We start from the raw sequence: 19,630 nt of genomic DNA, 5'->3' as shown, positions 1-19,630 counted from the left end.
TTGCTTACGCGGTCTGCGAAAGCCGCGTCCAGCTCTCGTCCATCTGGTTGCGAAACCACGTCATCTGCCGCTTCGCATATTGGCGCGTCGCAGCCGAGCCCTTTTCGATCACCTCTGCCCGGGTCATCTGGCCTTCGAACATCGCGGCGATCTGGGAAACGCCGATCGCCTTCATGACGGGCATGTCGGCCGGAAGCCTCAACGCCAGCAGCGCCCTCACCTCGTCTTCGGCACCCTGCTCCAGCATCTTTTCGAAACGGCCGTTGATGCGCTGATGCAGCACCGCACGATCCGGCAGCACGACGATCTTCTCTGCGGCATCAGGATCGACGATGACAGGTCCGGCCTTCCCCTGGAACTCAGCGATCGACCGTCCCGTCGCCTCAAGCACTTCGAGCGCCCGGACAATCCTCTGGCCATCGACCGGATTGAGGCTCTCGGCCATCGGCGGATCCCTGGATTGCAAGGCCGCGTAGAGTGCTGCTGGCCCCTCCTCGGTCAATTGCTGCCTGAGCCGCGCCCGGATCGCATCCGGAATTTCGGGCATGTCGGACAGACCGCCGGTCAGCGCCTTGAAATACAGCCCCGTGCCTCCTACGAAGACTGGCAATTGCCCCCTGCTCTGCAGCTCGGGAAGCAGCGCCGTGACGTCGCGCAGCCAGGCACCGGTCGAATATGCCGCGCCCGCCGGCACATGCCCGTAGAGATGATGTGGTACGCCTTCCATATCCTCGCCGGACGGACGGGCGGTCAGCACTCTCAGCGTGTCATAGACCTGCATGCTGTCGGCATTGATCACGACGCCGCCATGCTGCTTTGCCAGGTTCACGGCAAGCGCGGACTTGCCGCTGGCGGTCGGCCCGGTTATCAGGATCGCACTCGTTGTGCTCAGAAGGTTTTCCATATGGCTCTCGTTGCCACGCTTGTTGCCAATCCGTCAAACCCCGTTCTGTCGCCGGCGCTTGCCGAGAAGGCACATGACAGCGTCAACGCCGCCGGTCTCTACTGGCTGGCAGACGGAATTGCCTGCGATATCGCCCTTCGCGACGGCTCGAATGCAGCAGAGGCGGAAGCCGCGATCCGCGCCGTCATTGGCAATGAGCCTGTGGATGTCGTGGTGCAGGAGGCCGAGACGCGCCGCAAGAAGCTGCTGATCGCCGATATGGATTCGACGATGATCGGCCAGGAATGCATCGACGAACTCGCCGCCGAAGTCGGCCTCAAGGACAAGGTTGCAGCCATCACCGCCCGCGCCATGAACGGCGAGATCGCCTTCGAACCGGCACTGCGCGAACGCGTGGCGCTGTTGAAGGGCCTGCCGATCTCCGTCGTCGATGATGTCATCGCCAAGCGCATCACGCTGACGCCGGGCGGCCCGGAACTGATCGCCACGATGAAGGCCAAGGGCTTCTACACCGCTCTCGTCTCCGGCGGCTTTACCGTCTTCACCAGCCGTATCGCCGCCACCCTCGGCTTCGACGAGAACCGCGCCAACCTGCTGCTCGAAGAGAACGGCACCCTGTCAGGCTTCGTCGCCGAGCCGATCCTCGGCAAGCAGGCGAAGGTGGATGCGCTGAACGACATCGCCGAAAAGCTCGGCATTTCACCCGAAGAGTCGATGGCGGTCGGAGACGGCGCCAACGATCTCGGCATGATCCATCTCGCAGGCTCGGGCGTTGCCTTGCACGCCAAGCCGGCCGTCGCCGCCGAGGCGAAGATGCGCATCAACCACAGTGACCTCACCGCCCTGCTCTACATACAGGGATACCGCAAGACGGATTTCGTCACGCCATGACCGAGACCATCCTCACGACAGAGCGCCTGATCATCCGCAACTGGCGTGAGCAGGATCGCGACCTCTTCCACGAGATCAATTCCGATCCTGATGTCATGGAATTTTTTCCGAAGCGGCGCAACCGCGCGGAATCGGACGAATTTTTCGACTATGCTCAAAGAACGATCGCCGAAACCGGCCTCGGCTTTTACGCTCTGGAACTGACGGCCACAGGCGAAACGCTCGGTTTCTGCGGCATCGTGCGGACCTCGCATGAGCCAGCGATCCCTAACGGTACCGTCGAAATCGGCTGGCGGCTGGCAAAGCGCCATTGGGGTTTCGGCTATGTAAGCGAAGCCGCAACGGCGCTGCTCAAACACGGATTCGAGGACCACGGCCTCACCGAGATCGTCGCCTTCACCGTCCCGCAAAACCGCCGCTCCCGCGCTGTCATGCAGCGCATCGGCATGACTCACCGCCCCGAGCGCGACTTCGATCACCCGAAGGTGCCGGACACGGCGCCGCAATTCGTGCGCCATGTCCTCTACGCCATCAGCGCGCCCGAGCGCGGCTGAGCCTACTCCATCGGCACAGCGATGAAGCGCAGGTCGCCGTTGGCGGCGGCGATCATCATCTGGGCGTTGCGGCGGCCTTCCTGCTTCAGGGACTGAACCTTGGCGGCCACCGCATCCGGTGACTTCATGAATTCCTGGGCGACCTCGACGATCACGTCGCCGGGCTTCAAGCCCTTTTCGGCAGCAGCCGAGCCGGGCGTCACTTCGGTCACAACGACCCCCTCGACACTCTCGGCGATGTTGAAGGTCTTGCGGATATCCGGGTTAAGCAGCGACAGCGACAGGCCGAGCACGTTCTTCGGCAATGCCGCATCGGGCGCCACCTGGCCCTGCTGATCGGTCTGGCCCTGATTGCCCTTGGCATCCGGTGCCTTGTTCTCCGTGCCCTTGTTGTCGGGCGACGGTTGAGCCTGACCGCTATCCGGCTCGTCCATATCGTCGTTTTCGCCAGGATCGGGGTTGATCACGCCGCCATCCGAAGAGCCGCCGCTATCGCCGCTCGCCGCGGCAGCCTGATCGCTATCTTCGAGACGCCCGAGCGTCACCTTGACGGTCTGCTCCTTGCCGTCGCGGAGCACGAGGACATCGACTTCCTTGCCGACAGGGCTTTCGGCAACGACACGCGGCAGATCGCGCATCTCGTTGACCGCCTTGCCGTCGAACTTGAGGATCACATCCCCGGCCTTGATCGAGCCGTTATCGACAGGTCCGCCCTTGATGACGCCTGCGACAAGCGCGCCCTTCGCGGCATCTAGGCCGAGGCTGTCGGCGACGTCGTCGGTCACAGGCTGGATGCGAACGCCGAGCCAGCCGCGCCGCGTCTCGCCATATTCGCGCAGCTGCGCCACAACACCCGAAGCGAGCTCCGACGGCACCGAGAAGCCGATGCCAATCGAGCCGCCGCTTGGCGAAATGATCGCCGTGTTGATGCCGATGACTTCGCCCTTCATGTTGAACAGCGGACCACCGGAATTGCCCTTGTTGATCGCCGCATCCGTCTGGATGAAGTTGTCATAAGGACCGGCATTGATGTTGCGGCCACGGCCGGAAATGATACCGACCGTCACCGAGCCGCCGAAGCCGAACGGGTTGCCGATCGCCATCACCCAGTCGCCGATGCGCATGCCGCTGGAATCGCCGAACTTGACGAATTTGAGTGGCGCCTTCGGCTCGACCTTCAAGACGGAAAGGTCGGTCTTGGTATCCGTACCGATCAGCTTGGCCTTCAGCTTCGTGCCGTTGGCGAAGTTGATTTCGATGTCGTCGGCGCCTTCGATGACGTGATTGTTGGTGACGATATAGCCGGCCGGATCGATGACGAAGCCGGAGCCGAGCGAGCTGACATTGTGGTTGCCGCCGCCCTTGCCGCCCTGCTGCTTGTTGAAGAAGTCGTTGAAGAATTCCTGAAACGGCGAGCCATCGGGCGCACGCGGCGCTGGGCCCGCCCCTTCGTCGTCCTTCACGTTCTGCGATGTCGAGATGTTCACGACAGCGTCGAGAAGGCCTTCAGCAAGATCGGCGACGGAAGCCGGGCCATTTACCGGCGGCGTTCCCTGGGCTGTAGCGGAGCCGGCAAGACCGATATTGGCAAGAAGGGCAGCGCCGGCCAGGAGAGCGAGCGATCGTCTGAAGGTCGGGCGTGTCGTGGGGGCCATCAAGCTTCCTCATGTCGGGTCAAAGCGGCAGTCTGACCACCAACATAGGGCGGAATGATGGAGCGTGAAATCACCTTTTCGCGAAATCCCGCGCAATCTCAACTTAGCGTCTCAGAAGCCAGACCAAGGCCACGCCAAGGCCAACAGCGGCCAGTCCGAAGGCACGAATCTGCTGCTCGGGGATCGACGGCAGAAGCTTCGACATGCGCACAAGAAAACGAGGGGCCAGTGCATAGACCAGCCCCTCGATGATGAGAAAGAATGCAAGTCCCGTCAGGAAATCCTGCATTCTTCTATTGTCAGTTTGCCGGTGCGGCAGGTGTTGCCGGAGCCGGAGCAGCCGGCGGTACCGACGGCACGCCGGTCGAGCTGTCGAAGTAGCGGAAGAACTCCGAATTCGGCGACAGAACCAGCGTCGTGTCCTGCGACGAGAGCGCCGAGGAATAGGCCGACATCGAGCGGTAGAACTCGAAGAACGACGGATCCTTGCCGAAGGAGTCGGCGAAGATCCGGTTGCGTTCCGCATCGCCCTGACCGCGCAGGATTTCGGAATCACGCTGCGCTTCCGCGGTGATCTCGACAACCTGACGGTCGGCGACGGCGCGGCGGCGCTGGCCTTCCTCGTTACCCGAAGCGCGGATACGCTCGGCTTCGGCCAGACGCTCGGAGCGCATGGCGTTGTAGGTGTTCGGCGCAACCTCTGGCGAAAGATCGGTACGGCGGATGCGGACGTCGTCGATGTTGAGGCCGAGGTTTTCTGCATCGATCCGGAGATCGTCACGGATCTCCAGCATCATCGCAACGCGCTCTTCGGAAAGAGCGGCATTGTAGTCACGCAGACCGTAGACGCGGCGCAGCGACGAATCGAGCTGGGCGCGAAGGCGTGCTTCGGCAGCCTCGCGGTCACCCGAAACCGTTTCGCGGAAGCGGCGGACATCGGCGATGTTGTAGATCACGAAGGCATCGACATCGAAGGTCTGGCCATCCTGCACCTGCACGCGGATGTTATCGAGATCGAGGCGAAGCGCCTGCTTCTCGACATACTGGACGCGGTCCGCATCCATGAAGGCGAACGGCAGCTTGAAATACAGGCCCGGCTCGGTCTTGACCGACTGGATCTGACCGAAGCGGACGACGATCGCCTGCTCGCGTGCATTGACCACGAAGACCGACGAATAGACAATGAAGAGGATGACCGCGAGCGCGATCAGCACCGCGGGAAGTTTATTGGATGTCATGGCTCAACCTCCCTGCTGTGCCGGTTTGCCGATTTCGTTGAGCGGCAGGTAGGGAACGACCCCCTGCTTCTCGTCGATGATGACCTTCTTCGAATTCTTCAGCACCTGTTCCATGGTTTCCAGGAACAGACGCTTGCGCGTCACGTCAGGGGCCTTCGCATATTCGTCGTTGATCGAAGTAAAGCGCTGCGCTTCACCTTCGGCTTCCTTGACGACACGGTCCTTGTAGGCGGCGGCGTCTTCGCGGATCTGAGCCGCCTCGCCCCGCGCCTGGCCGAGCCGCTGGTTGGTGTAGCGGTTTGCCTCTTCGATCGTGCTGTCGCGGTCGCGGCCTGCACGCTGCACTTCTTCGAAGGCATCGGAGACTTCACGCGGCGGAGCAACGTTCTGGATCGTCACGCCGGTGACGGTGATACCCGCCTTGTAGCGGTCCATCGTTCCCTGCACGATATTGAGAACATCGGTCTCGATCGGCTGACGGTTGCTGCGGAATGCGTCCTGCGCCGGACGGCGTCCGACGATTTCGCGCATCGCACTGTCGGAAACCTGCTGCAGCGTCTCTGCCGGGTTCTCGACGTTGAAGAGATAGGCCTTCGGATCGCTGACCGTGAAGAACACGGCGAACTGCACGTTGATGACACTGCGGTCACCCGAGAGCATCAGGCCGCTCGAGGATGCAGAGGACGTGGCACCGATATTCTGCTGCTGCACGGTGACCTTGACCGTTTCGACCGTTTCAAGCGGCCAGAAATGGAAGTGAAGGCCCGGCATCGAAACTTCCTGCTTCGGCTGGCCGAAACGCAGTTCCACGCCACGCTCGTCCGGCTGGACGATGTAGATGCACTGGAAAATCCAGAACGCCACAAGGATCGCAACAACGATCAGTGCCACGCCGCCGTTAAAGCCGCCAGGTACGATCTTGCCGAGCTGATCCTGCCCGCGGCGGATGATGTCTTCGAGATCGGGCGGACCGCCCTTGCCCCCACCACCGCCTTTTGGACGGTTCGGGCCCTGCCCCCATGGTCCCTGATTATTGTTGTTACCGCCGCCGCCGCCCCATGGGCCGCCGCCGCCATTCTGATTGCTCCAGGGCATCAAAACCTCTTTGTTCGTTGAACTCCCGATCGCATAATGCCCGCGGGGGCGGCAGACGGTAAGCGATTGTGACCGTTATAGGTATCGCCGCCCCTGCTTTCAACGCGACATGCAGGACTTGGTGTTCTTTCTTGGAAAATAATTCGTTATCAGCCGTTACGGCGCTCATAGACGACGTAACGCGTCGGATAGTTGTCCTTTTCGCCGGCGGGCACGTCGAGTGTCTCGACCGGCTTCCACAATGACGCATCGATCGCAGGAAAGGACGTGTCGCCCTCGACCTCGGTCTCGACATGCGTGATGCACAGGCGATCGGCAATCGCCATCGACTGCGCATAGATCTCGCCACCGCCGGCGATGATGATCTCGCTGCCGCCGCTGGCCCGTGCCAAGTCTTCGGCAATAGTCACAGCCTCGGCAAGCGAATGCGCCATCGTCACGTCAGGGTGGTCGATCTGCGCCTGCCTGGAGATCACCACATGCGGACGCCCCGGCAGCGGCTTGCCGCCAATCGACTCATAGGTCTTGCGGCCCATGACCAGCGGCTTTCCCGAGGTCAGCGCCTTGAAGCGTTTCAGATCGGTTGACAGCCGCCATGGCATATCGCCGTCCCGGCCGATGATACCGTTTTCGGAAACCGCAACAACGATTGTCTTCACGATGCCAGACATAGCCGCCCCTCTGCACTGATTGCCGAGCGCGACACCTAACCGCTTCTCAAAAGGAAAGCTAGCCGACCGCCCGCGCGGCTATCGCCTGCTGCGGATGCGGATTGCCGAGCCAGATGACGGCGACGCGATCGCCCGTCTGCTTGGCGAGGTACATGTAATTGTCTGCCCGCTTGACGAAGGAAGCCGGCGTATCCGACGGCTCGAGCAGCGCGACACCGACGGCCGCGCCGACTTCGGTAATGGCGCCGTCGATGGCGATCGGCTTGAAGATACGCTCCGCGGCGTCGTTGACCGTATGGCGCACATCATGAATGAGCACCGGATCGACCTCGATCAGCACCACGAACTCGTCGCCGCCGATGCGGGCGATGAAGTCGTTGGCCCTGAAACTATCGCGGAAGCGGCTGGCGAGCGTGCGGATCACCTCGTCTCCGGCGCCATGCCCGAGCCGGTCGTTGACCGCCTTGAAACCGTTGAGATCGATGAAAGCGAGCGCCATCGCCTTGTCGGCAGCACGCGCTGCTGCGATCTGCTCGGCAAGCGTCTCGTCGAAACAGGCCCGGTTCGGGAGCCCTGAAAGCGCATCGGTGCGCGCCGACGCCCGGAGCGCCAGTTCGATCTCGCGCTGATGGCGCACGCGGGCCGAGACATCCATGATCACTTCGACATCGAAGGAGACGCCGTCGACGATCGTTCTCTGCGCGGAAATCAACGTCGGGATGATCGTTCCGTCGGCATGGCGGATATCGACCTCTTCGAGAACATAGGCGCCCTCTTCGGCCAGCATGCGGTGGCGCCGGTCGCGTGCCGGGTTGTCGATCGCAGCCCCATCCGAGGTCAGCTTCTTGCCGCTGATCTCTTCCCACTTCAGCCCGGTCAACTTCAGATAGGCATCATTGACCTTCGCGTAGCTCGACGTCCTCGTGTCGCTGGTGGTGATTGCCATGGCAATCGGCGCAAACTCGAACATGCGCATCAGCATCGACGAAAGAACGTCTGGAGGAAGGAGGTCAGTATCGTCCATAAAAGCCCCGGGAGCTTCACCTAAGCGGGCGAAAATAACCGAGATCTATTAAGATCTTACTGATGGAATGCCGCCGATTTTCAGACATTGCAGCAAAGTGACGTTTTCCGTCGCAGATGCGGCCTGTTCTTGCCTGAAATTGCCGACGCCTCAAACGGCGATCGGCGCCTTGATGTTGGCATCGGCGTCATAGCCGACGAGTTCAAAGTCCTCGAACCTGAAGTCGAAGATATCCTTCACATCGCGCTTGATCAGCATCCGCGGCAGCGGCTTCGGATCCCGCGTCAGCTGCAGCTTCGCCTGCTCGAAATGGTTGTGATAAATGTGTGTGTCACCGAGCGTGTGAACGAACTCGCCGTATTTCAGCCCCGTCACCTGCGCCACCATCATTGTCAGCAACGCGTAGGAGGCAATGTTGAAGGGCACGCCGAGAAAGACGTCCGCGGAGCGTTGATAGAGCTGGCAGGAAAGCTTGCCGTCGGCGACGTAAAACTGGAACAGGCAGTGGCACGGCGGCAGCGCCATGTTGTCGACCTCGGCCGGGTTCCAGGCCGAGACGATATGGCGGCGCGAATTCGGGTTCTTGATGATGCCGTTCACCAGATTGACGATCTGATCGATATGACCGCCGTCGGGCGCCGGCCAGGAGCGCCACTGGGCGCCGTAGACAGGCCCGAGGTCACCGTTCTCATCGGCCCATTCGTCCCAGATCGAGACGCCGTTTTCCTTGAGGTATCGGATATTCGTTTCGCCCTTCAGGAACCACAGAAGCTCATGGATGATCGAGCGCAGATGCAGTTTCTTGGTGGTCAGGACAGGAAAGCCGTCGTCGAGATCGAAGCGCATCTGATATCCGAAGACGGAGCGCGTGCCGGTACCGGTCCGGTCGCCCCTGTCGGTGCCCTTGTCCATCACATGGGTCAAAAGATCGAGATATTGCTTCATGGCCGCCAGCGACTCCGTTTGTGCCAATATTTAAGCCCTTCCGGGCGTGAAACCAACCGCCGCCGCTCAATTATCCAGCCATTTCCGCACCGTCTGCGATGGTTCTGTGACGAAGCCTCTTCCCATGCTGTCAGGAAAACACTATATCAACCCTTGCCGGTCTTCGGACCGGATATGGCGATAAATGAGCGGTGTAATAAACCTATTGGACCCGGGGGCGGTACCCGGCGCCTCCACCAAAAACAGCCGGTTGGCGACTGCTTTTGATGGGGGCGAAATAGGATCGACAAGGGTGTAAAGATCGTCTTTTTGCTCGGCATGATACCGCCGTTATCGGGTCACAAGTGTAGTTGCAAACGACAACAACGCTAAGGAATACGCTCTCGCTGCCTAACGGCGGTGCGGGAATTCCGCTCCAAGTCCTCTAGGTTAGCCCCTTGAGGCGGGGTCCGAAGGCACCTGGCAACAGAAGCCTTCACCTTCTCCCTGCTATTGAAATCATGTATGCTTCTCATCAAGCATGACTCGGAGCGAGACTTTCGCAGGGCGGCCAGACATGGCATATATCCCTGAGAAAAGACTCCCGAACCAACGAAAGACAGGAAAAGCATGGGGCAGGACCACATCCGCTACGACATTCTGGCACAGGACGCGCTTCGTGGCGTCATCCGTAAGGTTCTGTCTGAAGTCGGAACGACGGGCCGCCTCCCCGGCGACCATCACTTTTTCATCACCTTCCTGACCGGCGCTCCCGGCGTGCGCATCTCGCAGCACTTGAAGAGCAAATATCCGGAACAGATGACCATCGTCATCCAGCACCAGTTCTGGGACCTGAAGATCACCGAATCGCTGTTCGAGATCGGCCTGTCCTTCTCCGACGTTCCGGAAAAGCTGGTCATTCCGTTCAACGCCATCCGCGGCTTCTACGATCCCTCGGTGAATTTCGAGCTGGAATTCGACGTGCCGCTGGCCGATGGCGAAGAACTGCCGGAAGCCGAGATCACCGCCTATCCGGTTGCGGCCGAAAAGAGCGAGGAAACCCCGGCGGCCGCCCCTGCCGAAGGCGGCGAGGAAAAGAAGCCCGGTTCCGTCGTCTCGCTCGACGCATTCCGCAAGAAGCAGTAATCCGAAGGGAAGCAATCGCTTCCCTTTTTTCATTCCGGCCCATTTCTTTTGCAGATGGAGGCACGCCGTGAGCGCCGAAATCGTCAATCTCCGCCAGTTCAAGAAAACGCAGGCCCGTTCCGAAAAGGACAGGCAGGCCGAGCAGAACCGCATCAGCTTCGGCCGAACCAAGGCCGAGAAGCAGCTGACGAAGGCGCTGAACGACAAGGCCGAAAAGACGCACATCGATGGCCGGATCGAAAAGGACGGCGGCGAAGAGCGCTGAAAAGCCGTCTCACGCCAGCCATTTATCCCGGTCTCCTGAATCAATCTCTCAAGCAAGCACCGAAACCGGACGATGATCCGCAAGCATTCCGCAACGCTTCATGGCCACCGCACCAGCTTCTCGCTGGAAGACGAATTCTGGTCTGAACTGAAAACGATCGCCGCAGCCCGCTCGATACCGCTTGCCACCCTGATCTCCGAAATTGACGACGGCCGCGATTCCGAGAGCAACCTCTCCTCGGCATTGCGGCTACATGTCCTGGCCTGGCTGAAGACGCGATAGATTTGGCGAGGTCGTTGCCGCACCCGTGGGCGCCCGGCAACGACCCCTTGATGGCTAGGTTAGCGGTAACCATCCAAGTTCATCTTATGCAATCTGCAGGCACATAAAACTTGGCCGTTTGTGCAAGCGGCACATCCTTCCAGCCAGCAGCATCGCTGAAAAGGAGCAGCTACTCCCGCCAATGCTTCTTCACCCACGGCGTAGGGCGTATGAAGTGCCGGAGGTGGGAAAACACGCTCTCGCCTCCGCGAGACGTTCTGTTGACGATCCGTGAAAGATGCTCGCGCGCATTGTCGGCAGCGCCGTCCCGATATTGGCCGGCTATCGCGTGTTCAGGCCGCAGCCCGCGCGGAAAGATCACCACTTTGGCTCCGGATGGCAACCGGGGACCGAAGAAGTAATTGAGCGGTGTCGGCCACCGGCAGTCCTGCCGGAAATGCAGCACCCAGCTCCGCGGGAAGAACTTCGGGCCCCCCGGCACGTTCTTGGTAACGAACCGCTGCTCGAAACGATACTCGTCGGCGATCTTTTGCGGATTGGCAAAAAACTTGTCCTGCAGAGAAACCAGCTTGCCGACCGGAAACCGGAAAAGCGACGTTTGGCCAAGTCTCTCGAACGGGGTCGTCTGATTTCGGGTCATGACCACGTCATCTGGGCCGCCAACTTCGAAGAAGGCATCGAGCGAGCCGACAATCACCAGATCGAGATCCAGGAAGAGGACGCTGCCTTTCAAGTTCCCGAGCGTCGGTCCCCAGAGGCGCGACTTGTTCCAGATCCCGGGCGTATTGACCGGCAGGCTCGGGATGTTGAGCGGCGGCAGGTCCTCGCAAAGGATCTCGGGATGCAGTCCCTCGCGGCTATCCGTGAAGCAGGTGAAGGTAAAGGGCGGCGTGATGTTGCGCGCAACCATCGCATAGAGACGGTTGATATAGGCCGGGCCGAACATCGTGCCCCAACTGATGCAGATGACCTGCTTCACGCCATTGCTGCCATCCAAGACGCCTGTCATTCCTGCTCCATAAGTCATCGCGCGAGTTTTCCCGGTGCGTATCAACCTATCAGCATCCTGTGAAGACCGGCGCGCGCGAATTTAGGAATCCGCGGAGAACGGTAATCCCGATCCGCTCTGATTATTGCTGCACCGGCACGCCCGGCAGCGTGTCGAAATTCAGCTTGTTGCCGCTCACGGGCGGTGCCGGATCGACCAGTTGCCCTTCGGCACGGCGCTGCGCTTCCGCGGCAGCGGCCGCCTTGGCGTCTGCAGCGGCTTTCGCATCCGCCTCGGCCTTTGCCTTTGCATCAGCTTCTGCCTTGGCTCTCGCATCGGCTTCCGCCTTCTGCCGGGCAGCCTCTTCCGCAAGCGCTCTCAGGCGGTCTTCCTCGGCCTTGCGCTCAGCCTCGATCGCCGCTGCCCTGGCGCGCTCGGCGTCATTGAACTTGTAGAGGGCCACTTCGCGGCGCAGCCGCTGCTTTTCCAGTACGTTGGCCTGCAGCCGCTCGACACGGCGGCGTTCGCGCTCGAAGGCGCGCAGCGACAGGTAACCGGTGATGTCGGTGACATCCATCGTCCGGCCGGGCGATGCCAGAAGGCCGGAGAAATCGAGCCGCAATGCCGGGTCGGCACCGGACAGCACCTCGTTGCCGGGATTGAGGCCGATATCGAGCGAAGCGTTCACCCGCTCCTGCGGCAGATCGATCTGCGCATTGCCGGTGACCTTGGCAAGGTCGTTGGCGACGGTGACGTTCTGCACGCGCAGCACGCCGTCGGTAATGTTGAAGGGAATACCCAGCGGCGGCAGCTTCGCCTCGCCGTTGTTCAGCAGCGTCTCGACGATCGGATGCACCTTGCCGGCGTTCAGCTGGTCCTTCATCGGATCGGTGGCCGACAGCAGCGGCGCAAGGATCGCAAGATTCAGGCCGCGCACACTGGTGTCGCCCAGCCGAAGTTCGCCCGAGCCGGTCAGCGAACTCGCAAGCTCCGTCATCGTCTTGCCCGAGGCTTCCGAGCTCATCGATAGGCCGAACTTGCCGCTGGCAACCGGCGTTCCGTCACGCGCCCAGATCACACCGCCGAGATCGGCATCGGCGAGCGCCAGCTTGGTCTGGAAGAACCCGGTTCCGTCGGCATTGGTGAAGAGCATATTGCCGGAAAGCTTGCCGCCGTCCCAGTTGCCCTGCATGCCGTTCAGCTGCAACTCGTCGCCCTTGTAGGCAATGGTGCTCGAAAAATCGTTGATCGCGCCGGACCAGCCCGGCCAGAACTGTTTCGCCGAAAACTTCAGATTGACGTCGGTGTCCTTGAACACCGGCTGTCCGAGCCCCTGTGTCGTCAGATTGCCGGTCGCGGCATCGGTCATCGGTCCATAGACGGTCTCACCGAGCCAGATCGCATCGGCACGGTCGAGCGACAGGTCGCCTGTCGCAGTGGTCTTGTCAGCTTTGCGGTCAACGGTCAGCCCGCCGGAAAACTTGTTGTCGGCGGCGTGGCCCTTCAGATCAGCAAAGACGATCTTTCCGCCATCGATGGTCGCCGTCGTCTGCAGCCCGAACGGCAGGCCGGTTCCGAGCTGCGGCAACGCAATACCGTTCATAATCAGGTACGGGTCGAGATCGGCGCTCTCAAGCGATATGCCGATCTGGCCGTTCATGAAGTTTTCCGGGCGGACATCGACCTTGCCACTGGCAGTGAACGACGTCCGGTCGGTCGCAAAGGCCAGCGATGCATCGGCGGGATCCGAGTCGGTAACTTGAACCTTGAGCGACAGCCTGCCATTGGCATCGGCCTCGACAGGCAGCGGGTCGAGCCCGGCCTGGCCGAAGAGCACGGCCGTGGTCGCATTCTCAAGCGTCCCCTCCAGGCTGGTCGTTCCCTTGCCTGTCAGCGCCAGAAGATCGGACATCCGGTAATCGAGATTGACCCGGCTGCCGTTCGAAACGCCGGCGAGCGTCAGCGTCAGCCCGTCGCCCTGATCGCCACCAAGCGTCAGCGCTCCGCGAAGCGCCGTGTTGGTGTACCAGGCGGCATTGCGCACCAGCCGGTCCATTACGGGATGACCAGGCAGATGCTCCTTCAGCATGGTGAAGAACGGGCCGGGGTCGGCCGACTTGAAGGTGATCTCGCCGGAGCCCTTGTAGTCGAGCAGCGAGCCTTCGGCGCGGCCGGTGGCAGTCAATTCCGCACCGGCAAAATTCTTCACCGCCAGCTTTTCGATCGCCAGCGCGCCGTCTGCAATCGTAAAACTGGTCTCGACATTGGCCGCCTCGACGCCGAAAGCGGTAAACTTGTCGGCCTTAAGCTGCGCGGTGATCTTGTGATCGAGCACGTTGTCGCCGGCGTCCTGGCCGGTGAACAGCCCAGTCAGCGCCCGCAGCGCATCGAGATCGAGCGCGTCGCCGCCGAGCGCCACGTTCAGCGACGGCGTCTGGTCCTTCGGTGCCAGCCGCTCCAGCCTGCCCTTCAGCGTTGCCGGACCAACGGCGATCTCCAGATTGTCGAAAGCCTGCCTATGGTGGGTCAGGCTGACATCCGCCGAGAAGCCAGCCTGCCGCAGCTGGCGGATCGACGGATCGACGGAACCGGCGAGCCATGATGCAAGCCCGCTCGGCTGGTTGGATGCCACTGTCACATGCCCGTTGAAGGACGGCTGACCGCGCAGCGCGAGGCGCCCCGTGCCTTCCACCTGCGTGCGGCCGGGCAGCGTTCCGACAGCATCGTCGATCGTCCAGCCGTCGCCGGCCGGTTGCAGATCGAGCTGCACGTCGCGGATCGTCGTATCGCCGGCAACGATCGCCGGTAGCCGGACGCTCGCCTTGCCGGGCACCTGCGGGATCGGGACCTGGGCAACGATATTGATAAGCGAATTGAGACGCTGGCGGGCCGACAGGCCAGGATCGCGCGCCGTCTTGCCGCCGGCGCCCTGATTGCCGATCCTGTTGACGTCGATCTGCTGGCCATTGGCGATCAGCAGGAACTCCGGCGCACTGCCGGTATCGAGCGTCGCTTCGCCTGTTATCACATAGGGATCGTCGGTCGAGCCGATTTCCAGCCGGTAATCAGGCACGCGGATGCGCTCGTTGGTCAGTTCGAAGCGACCCTTGACGCGAGGGGGCGGTGCAGTCTTGTCGCTCTTCGCCTGCCCGCGGTTCTCGATCGCCGCCGACATCGTGCCTTGATAATTCGGCTTGCGATCGACGAGCTTCAGCTCGCCATCAAGATCGACGCTGACGGGATGCTGATCCGGAACCAGCCGGGTGCGGACCTTCAGCGCACCGTTTTCATCCGGCTGACCACTGGCGATCACGAAACTGCCATGCTCACCATCGAGCGTCGCATCACCGTCGATCCGCCAGGGACCGGCAAGCGATTTCGCCGACATCTCGGCATTGAGGCCGGTAATATGGCGCGAGCGGCCGGACTGATCGTCGATGAACTGCACATCGCCGCCACTGACATGCACATTTTCGAGTACGACTGTCTTGGCCGGGATCTCAGACTGGCTGCCGCGCGTCCAGTCCAGCGTCCCGTCTTTCTGTAGCCGCAGGCGAACCTTCGGATTGACGACCCGCATGTCGAAAATCAGCGCTTCGCCCGACAGGAAAGGCGCCAGCTCGGCATCCATCGAAAACTGCTCGACCTGCACGATCGGCTGCCCATCGGGCTCCTGGCCGACGCGCACGTCATGCAGCGTCACTGATGGAAACGGCAGAAGCCGCGCATCGACGGTGCCGTGCACGGTGACTTTCTTGCCGATGATGCGGCTTGCCTGATCCTCGAAATTCTTGCGGAAATCGGTCCAGTCTATGAATAGCGGTGCGAATAGCGCCACAACGAGCACTACGACGATCACTCCCCCCAGAAAGACGAGGAACCGGCCTATCAAATCAAGGATTCTCCATTCGGAATTCTGTTGCCGACACTACTGTTATTCATGCCGGTAGCAAGACCGAAGATCATGAGATTGTTCCGTTTTCAGCCGAGATGGAAAATCTTGCCGGGGTTGAAGATATTGTCCGGATCGAGCGAGCGCTTGACCTGCCGCATCAGATCGACGGTGCCGCCGAGTTCCTGTTCCAGAAATGACATCTTCCCCTGCCCGATCCCATGTTCGCCGGTGCATGTTCCATCCATCTCGAGCGCCCGGGCATTCAATCGCGCCACGAAATTCTCGACGGCCGAAATGCCCTCGCTGGTCTTGTCGTCGAAAAGCACAAGCACATGAAAATTCCCGTCGCCGGCATGCCCGACGATCATCGCCAGCAATCCGTTCGCTTCGATATCTGCCTGCGTCTCGGTGATGCAATCCGCCAGCCGTGAGATAGGAACACAGACATCCGTCGAAAGTGCGGCAAGCTCGGGCGCCAGCGCCCGCGAAGCCCAGTAGGCGTTATGGCGGGCCTTCCAGAGCTTGGCGCGCTCTTCGGCATTGACGGTCCACAGGAATTCGCCGCCGCCGCATTCGGTAGCGATCTCGGCAAACTGCTGCGATTGCAGCGCGACGGTCTCGTCGGTACCGTGGAATTCCAGAAACAGCGTCGGCGTTTCCTCATAGTCGAGGTTCGAATAGGCGTTGCAGCACCTGATCTGCAGCGCATCGAGAAGCTCGATGCGGGCGACCGGAATGCCCATCTGGATGGTCATGATGACAGCGTCACAGGCTGCCTTGATCGTCGGGAAGGCGCAGACGCCGCCTCCGATCTTCTGCGGAATGCCCTGCAGCCGGAGCGTCACCGAGGTCAGGATGCCGAGCGTGCCCTCGGAACCGACAAAGAGCCGCGTCATGTCGTATCCCGCCGAAGACTTGCGCGCCCGCCGCGCGGTGTGGACTTCCTCGCCACTCGCGGTGACTACAGTCACCGACAGCACGTTGTCCTTCATCGTTCCGTAGCGCACGGCGTTGGTGCCTGAGGCGCGCGTCGAGGCCATGCCGCCGATCGAGGCATTGGCGCCGGGATCGATCGGGAAGAACAGACCGGTATCGCGCAGATAGACGTTGAGTTCTTCGCGGGTGATACCGGGCTCGACGGTGCAGTCCAAATCCTCGGCATTGACTTCGAGAACACGGTTCATCCGGCTGAAATCGATCGAGATGCCGCCATTCGGCGCGTTCACCTGCCCCTCCAGCGACGAGCCGGTGCCGAAGCCGATCAGAGGTACTTTGTGCTCCGCGCAAACCCTGACGGCGGCTTTCACATCATCGGCGGTCTCGGCAAAGAGAACGCCATCAGGTAGCTGCGCCGGAATATAGGTGGTCGTGTGGGCGTGCTGGGCGCGAAAGGATTCGCCGGTCTGGAAGCGCTCGCCGAAGCTCTGTTTGAGGATGCCGAGAACGGCGGCGATCCCCGCCTCGTTGCGCGATCCGGATTTCGCGTCCTTGAGAGCCATCCCGTTGATCTCCAATACATTCCACCATCGACAGGCAGGCTGGTATGAGACAACTGGGAAGACATGTCCAGTCAAGATTGACCGTAATCAGGATGATGACGGGGCGGCCTTTTGCATGAGGCCGCCCCTGCTATCAGCGGTCAGACGATCGGCGGATTGAGCCGGGCAAAGCCTTCCTGCCGGCGGTAGGGAAAGTAGGGATAAGGCGCCGTCTGCGTGCTGACTCTGTCCAGCCTGCCGATCTGCTCCTTGGTCAATGACCAGCCGACGGCTTCGAGGTTCTGGCGAAGCTGGGCTTCGTTGCGGGCGCCGATGATGACGCTTGAGACGGTCGGACGGCTGGTCAGCCAGTTGATGGCGATCTGCGGCACCGTGCGGCCGGTTTCCGCTGCGATCGCTTCGAGCACATCGACAATGTCGTAGAGCTTCTCGTCGTCAACCGGCGGGCCGAATTCCGCCGTCTGATGCAGGCGGCTGCCTTCGGGCAGCGGCTGGCCGCGGCGGATCTTGCCGGTCAGACGGCCCCAGGCAAGCGGGCTCCAGACCAGCGCGCCGACGCCCTGGTCGGCACCGAGCGGCATCAGTTCCCATTCATAGTCGCGGCCTGCCAGCGAGTAATAGACCTGGTGCGCGACATAGCGCGGATGGCCGTTGGCGTCAGCGGCGGCGAGCGATTTCATCAGCTCCCAGCCGGCAAAGTTCGAGACACCGGTGTAACGCAGCTTTCCGGCCGCGACGAGACCATCGAGCGCTGCCAGAACTTCCTCGACCGGCGTCGAAGCATCGAAGGCGTGCAGTTGCAGCAGATCGATATAGTCAGTGCCAAGACGGCGGAGCGCGTCGTCGACAGAGCGGATCAGACGCGACCGCGAAGTCCCCCAGTCTGCCGGTCCGTCGCCGGTGGGCAGCCCGGTCTTGGTTGAGATCAGCACCTGATCGCGCTTGCCGCGGATCGCCTGCCCCAGCACCTCTTCCGAAGCGCCAGCCGAATAGACATCGGCGGTGTCGAACAGATTGACGCCGGCCTCGAGGCAGATATCCACCAGCCGCCTTGCCTCAGTGGCGTCGGTATTGCCCCAGGCGCCAAACAGCGGCCCGGATCCACCAAAGGTGCCGGCACCGAAGCTGAGCACCGGAACGCGCAGGCCAGATCTGCCGAGATTTCTGTATTCCATGGTCTTTCTCCTGTTGCTCCAGCAGAGATAGACACTGCGAATACCGCGATATAGATTGCTGCAAGGAAACTCATCTATGACTTGAATTCATCATGAGCAGACAGGACATCAACCGCTCGGGCGAAATGGAAGTCTTCGTCCGGGCCGTCGAACTCGGCGGATTCTCGGCGGCCGCCGCGGCCTGTCGCATGACGCCGTCCGCCGTCAGCAAACTGATGACCCGCCTCGAAGCGCGGCTCGGCACACGCCTGATCAACCGCTCGACCCGCAAGCTGCAACTGACGCCCGAGGGAACCGCCTTCTACCAGCGCAGCGTCACCATCCTCGCCGATATCGCCGAGGCCGAACGCTATGCCTCGGCTGGCGAGCAGGCGACCGGCCCTATCCGCATCAATACCAGCGGCTCGTTCGGCAATCATATCCTCGCACCGCTGGTGCCGCAGTTCATGGCGCTGCATCCCGGCATCACCCTCGACATCACCCAGACAGACCGGATCGTCGATCTGATGGAAGAGCGAGCCGACGTCGCGATCCGCGCCGGTCCGATGAAGAGCTCCAGCCTCGTCGCCCGCAAGCTTGGCAGCACTCGCAATTTTATTGTCGCCTCGCCGGACTATCTCGCCCGGCATGGCGAGCCCAAATCCATCGCCGATCTCGAAAAGCACTGCCGCGTTGGCTTTTCCTATTCGCGCGCCATTCAGGGCTGGCCGCTCATCAGCGATGGCCAGACGGTCAACGTACCGGTAACGCCCGGCGTGCAGGTCAGCGATGGCGAAGCGATGCGCCATATGGCGCTCGCCGGCGCAGGCATGGCCCGGCTCGCGGCCTTCACGCTACGGCAGGACATTGCCGCTGGGAGACTTACCGTCGTCATGGAAGCGTTCAATCCCGGCGATATCGAGGATTTCTATGCCGTCTATATCGGCCAGGGTGGCCCGCTTCCCGCCCGCGTTCGCGCCCTCCTCGATTTTCTGGCTACCCACGCCAAGCTATGATCCCCCACACAGCTAGCTCTAAAAGGCGAATTGGCAGAGGACGCAAAGCATAGTTGTGTTCTTTCCGGCAACGGAGGGACACCGAGATGCAAGCCAAGGCCAACCCGAAAATGAGAGGAATGACCGTTCTGTCGTCGGCAGGAGCGGTCCTTGCGATGCTGACATCCCCGGCGAGCGCAGAGACCAAGACGGTGACGACAAAGCCGACGGCGGCGACGATGACGCCGGGAGAGCCGGTGCTGTTCGACGACAAGACCTGCCCCGCCGGGATGATCGCAAAGTTCACCAAAGCGAAAAGAAACAACAACATCAGCAAGAAATGCGTTCATAAGTGAACGGACACGCCGCTCGACTCACACGCATCGCGTGCCACCGGTGATGGTGGCGCGCAATGCCAGATTTGCAGTTGACCCTGACGCGCGCTGACAA

The 19,630-nt window shown here is 61.5% G+C and carries 19 protein-coding genes and 1 other RNA gene; 8 read left to right on the top strand and 12 right to left on the bottom strand.

Going from position 1 to position 19,630, the window contains the following annotated elements; genetic code table 11:
• Window positions 1–4: 4 nt before the first annotated feature.
• Entirely contained in the window at window positions 5–904 is a 900-nt protein-coding gene (gene miaA, locus AB4Z25_RS02350; protein WP_112537717.1) for a tRNA (adenosine(37)-N6)-dimethylallyltransferase MiaA, read from the bottom strand.
• On the opposite strand from miaA, the gene serB reads away from it, so the two are divergent.
• Together serB and AB4Z25_RS02340 are read left to right on the top strand one after the other, a co-directional pair.
• The gene (serB, locus tag AB4Z25_RS02345) at window positions 905–1,795 is read left to right on the top strand and encodes a phosphoserine phosphatase SerB (RefSeq protein ID WP_112537718.1); all 891 of its coding nucleotides are present in this window, start codon (window positions 905–907) and stop codon (window positions 1,793–1,795) included.
• Entirely contained in the window at window positions 1,792–2,349 is a 558-nt protein-coding gene (locus tag AB4Z25_RS02340) for a GNAT family N-acetyltransferase (protein ID WP_112387034.1), read from the top strand. The genes serB and AB4Z25_RS02340 overlap by 4 nt, the downstream gene beginning before the upstream one ends.
• 2 nt (window positions 2,350–2,351) lie before the next feature.
• Here the strand turns inward: AB4Z25_RS02340 and AB4Z25_RS02335 are convergent, their stop codons facing one another.
• The 7 genes from AB4Z25_RS02335 to AB4Z25_RS02305 all read right to left on the bottom strand — a co-directional run bounded on the left by AB4Z25_RS02335 (window position 2,352) and on the right by AB4Z25_RS02305 (window position 8,977).
• Window positions 2,352–4,004 carry a Do family serine endopeptidase gene (locus tag AB4Z25_RS02335; protein WP_112537719.1) on the bottom strand — a complete coding sequence of 551 codons (1,653 nt, stop codon included), beginning with the start codon at window positions 4,002–4,004 and terminating at the stop codon, window positions 2,352–2,354.
• A gap of 103 nt (window positions 4,005–4,107) precedes the next feature.
• Window positions 4,108–4,293 (bottom strand): DUF2065 domain-containing protein, encoded by a 186-nt coding sequence (locus tag AB4Z25_RS02330; RefSeq protein ID WP_112387032.1) that lies wholly within the window; start codon window positions 4,291–4,293, stop codon window positions 4,108–4,110.
• Window positions 4,294–4,303: 10 nt separating this feature from the next.
• The gene (gene hflC / locus AB4Z25_RS02325) at window positions 4,304–5,242 is read right to left on the bottom strand and encodes a protease modulator HflC (RefSeq protein ID WP_112387031.1); all 939 of its coding nucleotides are present in this window, start codon (window positions 5,240–5,242) and stop codon (window positions 4,304–4,306) included.
• A gap of 3 nt (window positions 5,243–5,245) precedes the next feature.
• Window positions 5,246–6,337 (bottom strand): FtsH protease activity modulator HflK, encoded by a 1,092-nt coding sequence (hflK, locus tag AB4Z25_RS02320; RefSeq protein ID WP_112387030.1) that lies wholly within the window; start codon window positions 6,335–6,337, stop codon window positions 5,246–5,248.
• A gap of 149 nt (window positions 6,338–6,486) precedes the next feature.
• Window positions 6,487–7,008 carry a dihydrofolate reductase gene (locus tag AB4Z25_RS02315; protein ID WP_112537720.1) on the bottom strand — a complete coding sequence of 174 codons (522 nt, stop codon included), beginning with the start codon at window positions 7,006–7,008 and terminating at the stop codon, window positions 6,487–6,489.
• 58 nt (window positions 7,009–7,066) lie between these two features.
• Window positions 7,067–8,032 carry a GGDEF domain-containing protein gene (locus AB4Z25_RS02310; protein ID WP_442207834.1) on the bottom strand — a complete coding sequence of 322 codons (966 nt, stop codon included), beginning with the start codon at window positions 8,030–8,032 and terminating at the stop codon, window positions 7,067–7,069.
• 150 nt (window positions 8,033–8,182) lie between these two features.
• Window positions 8,183–8,977 carry a thymidylate synthase gene (locus tag AB4Z25_RS02305; RefSeq protein WP_112387455.1) on the bottom strand — a complete coding sequence of 265 codons (795 nt, stop codon included), beginning with the start codon at window positions 8,975–8,977 and terminating at the stop codon, window positions 8,183–8,185.
• A gap of 115 nt (window positions 8,978–9,092) precedes the next feature.
• Between AB4Z25_RS02305 and ssrA the strand changes: the two genes are divergently transcribed.
• The 4 genes from ssrA (at window position 9,093) to AB4Z25_RS02285 (ending at window position 10,649) form a co-directional block, all read left to right on the top strand.
• Window positions 9,093–9,457, top strand: a transfer-messenger RNA (tmRNA) gene (gene ssrA, locus AB4Z25_RS02300).
• 129 nt (window positions 9,458–9,586) lie between these two features.
• Window positions 9,587–10,102 carry an SspB family protein gene (locus AB4Z25_RS02295; RefSeq protein ID WP_112387028.1) on the top strand — a complete coding sequence of 172 codons (516 nt, stop codon included), beginning with the start codon at window positions 9,587–9,589 and terminating at the stop codon, window positions 10,100–10,102.
• 67 nt (window positions 10,103–10,169) lie between these two features.
• Window positions 10,170–10,367, top strand: coding sequence for a DUF4169 family protein (locus AB4Z25_RS02290; RefSeq protein WP_112537721.1), 198 nt, complete (start codon window positions 10,170–10,172; stop codon window positions 10,365–10,367).
• A 72-nt stretch (window positions 10,368–10,439) separates the two neighbouring features.
• Window positions 10,440–10,649, top strand: a complete 210-nt coding sequence (locus AB4Z25_RS02285) for a ribbon-helix-helix domain-containing protein (protein ID WP_112537722.1) — start codon at window positions 10,440–10,442, stop codon at window positions 10,647–10,649.
• Between the two features lie 169 nt (window positions 10,650–10,818).
• On the opposite strand, the gene AB4Z25_RS02280 is transcribed toward AB4Z25_RS02285, so the two are convergent.
• The 4 genes from AB4Z25_RS02280 to AB4Z25_RS02265 form a co-directional block, all read right to left on the bottom strand.
• On the bottom strand, window positions 10,819–11,658 hold the full coding sequence (locus tag AB4Z25_RS02280; RefSeq protein WP_112515906.1) for a glycosyl transferase: 840 nt from the start codon (window positions 11,656–11,658) through the stop codon (window positions 10,819–10,821).
• A 121-nt stretch (window positions 11,659–11,779) separates the two neighbouring features.
• Window positions 11,780–15,529, bottom strand: coding sequence for an AsmA family protein (locus AB4Z25_RS02275; RefSeq protein WP_112537723.1), 3,750 nt, complete (start codon window positions 15,527–15,529; stop codon window positions 11,780–11,782).
• 89 nt (window positions 15,530–15,618) lie between these two features.
• A complete protein-coding gene (locus tag AB4Z25_RS02270; protein ID WP_112537724.1) occupies window positions 15,619–17,031 on the bottom strand; it encodes an FAD-linked oxidase C-terminal domain-containing protein in 1,413 nt (470 codons plus the stop codon).
• Window positions 17,032–17,171: 140 nt separating this feature from the next.
• Window positions 17,172–18,206 carry an aldo/keto reductase gene (locus tag AB4Z25_RS02265; protein WP_112537725.1) on the bottom strand — a complete coding sequence of 345 codons (1,035 nt, stop codon included), beginning with the start codon at window positions 18,204–18,206 and terminating at the stop codon, window positions 17,172–17,174.
• A 92-nt stretch (window positions 18,207–18,298) separates the two neighbouring features.
• Here AB4Z25_RS02265 and AB4Z25_RS02260 point away from each other — a divergent pair, with 92 nt between their 5' ends.
• Together AB4Z25_RS02260 and AB4Z25_RS02255 are read left to right on the top strand one after the other, a co-directional pair.
• Window positions 18,299–19,201, top strand: a complete 903-nt coding sequence (locus tag AB4Z25_RS02260; RefSeq protein WP_112537726.1) for a LysR family transcriptional regulator — start codon at window positions 18,299–18,301, stop codon at window positions 19,199–19,201.
• 119 nt (window positions 19,202–19,320) lie between these two features.
• Window positions 19,321–19,536: a DUF6719 family protein gene (locus tag AB4Z25_RS02255; RefSeq protein ID WP_442207833.1), complete on the top strand. Its 216-nt coding sequence runs from the start codon at window positions 19,321–19,323 to the stop codon at window positions 19,534–19,536.
• Window positions 19,537–19,630 lie beyond the last annotated feature (94 nt).

Source organism: Rhizobium sp. RAF36, from assembly GCF_052114105.1.
Taxonomy (GTDB): domain Bacteria; phylum Pseudomonadota; class Alphaproteobacteria; order Rhizobiales; family Rhizobiaceae; genus Rhizobium.
The sequence above is the reverse complement of the archived record's forward strand: the minus strand, read 5'-3'. Positions and strand labels throughout refer to the sequence as shown.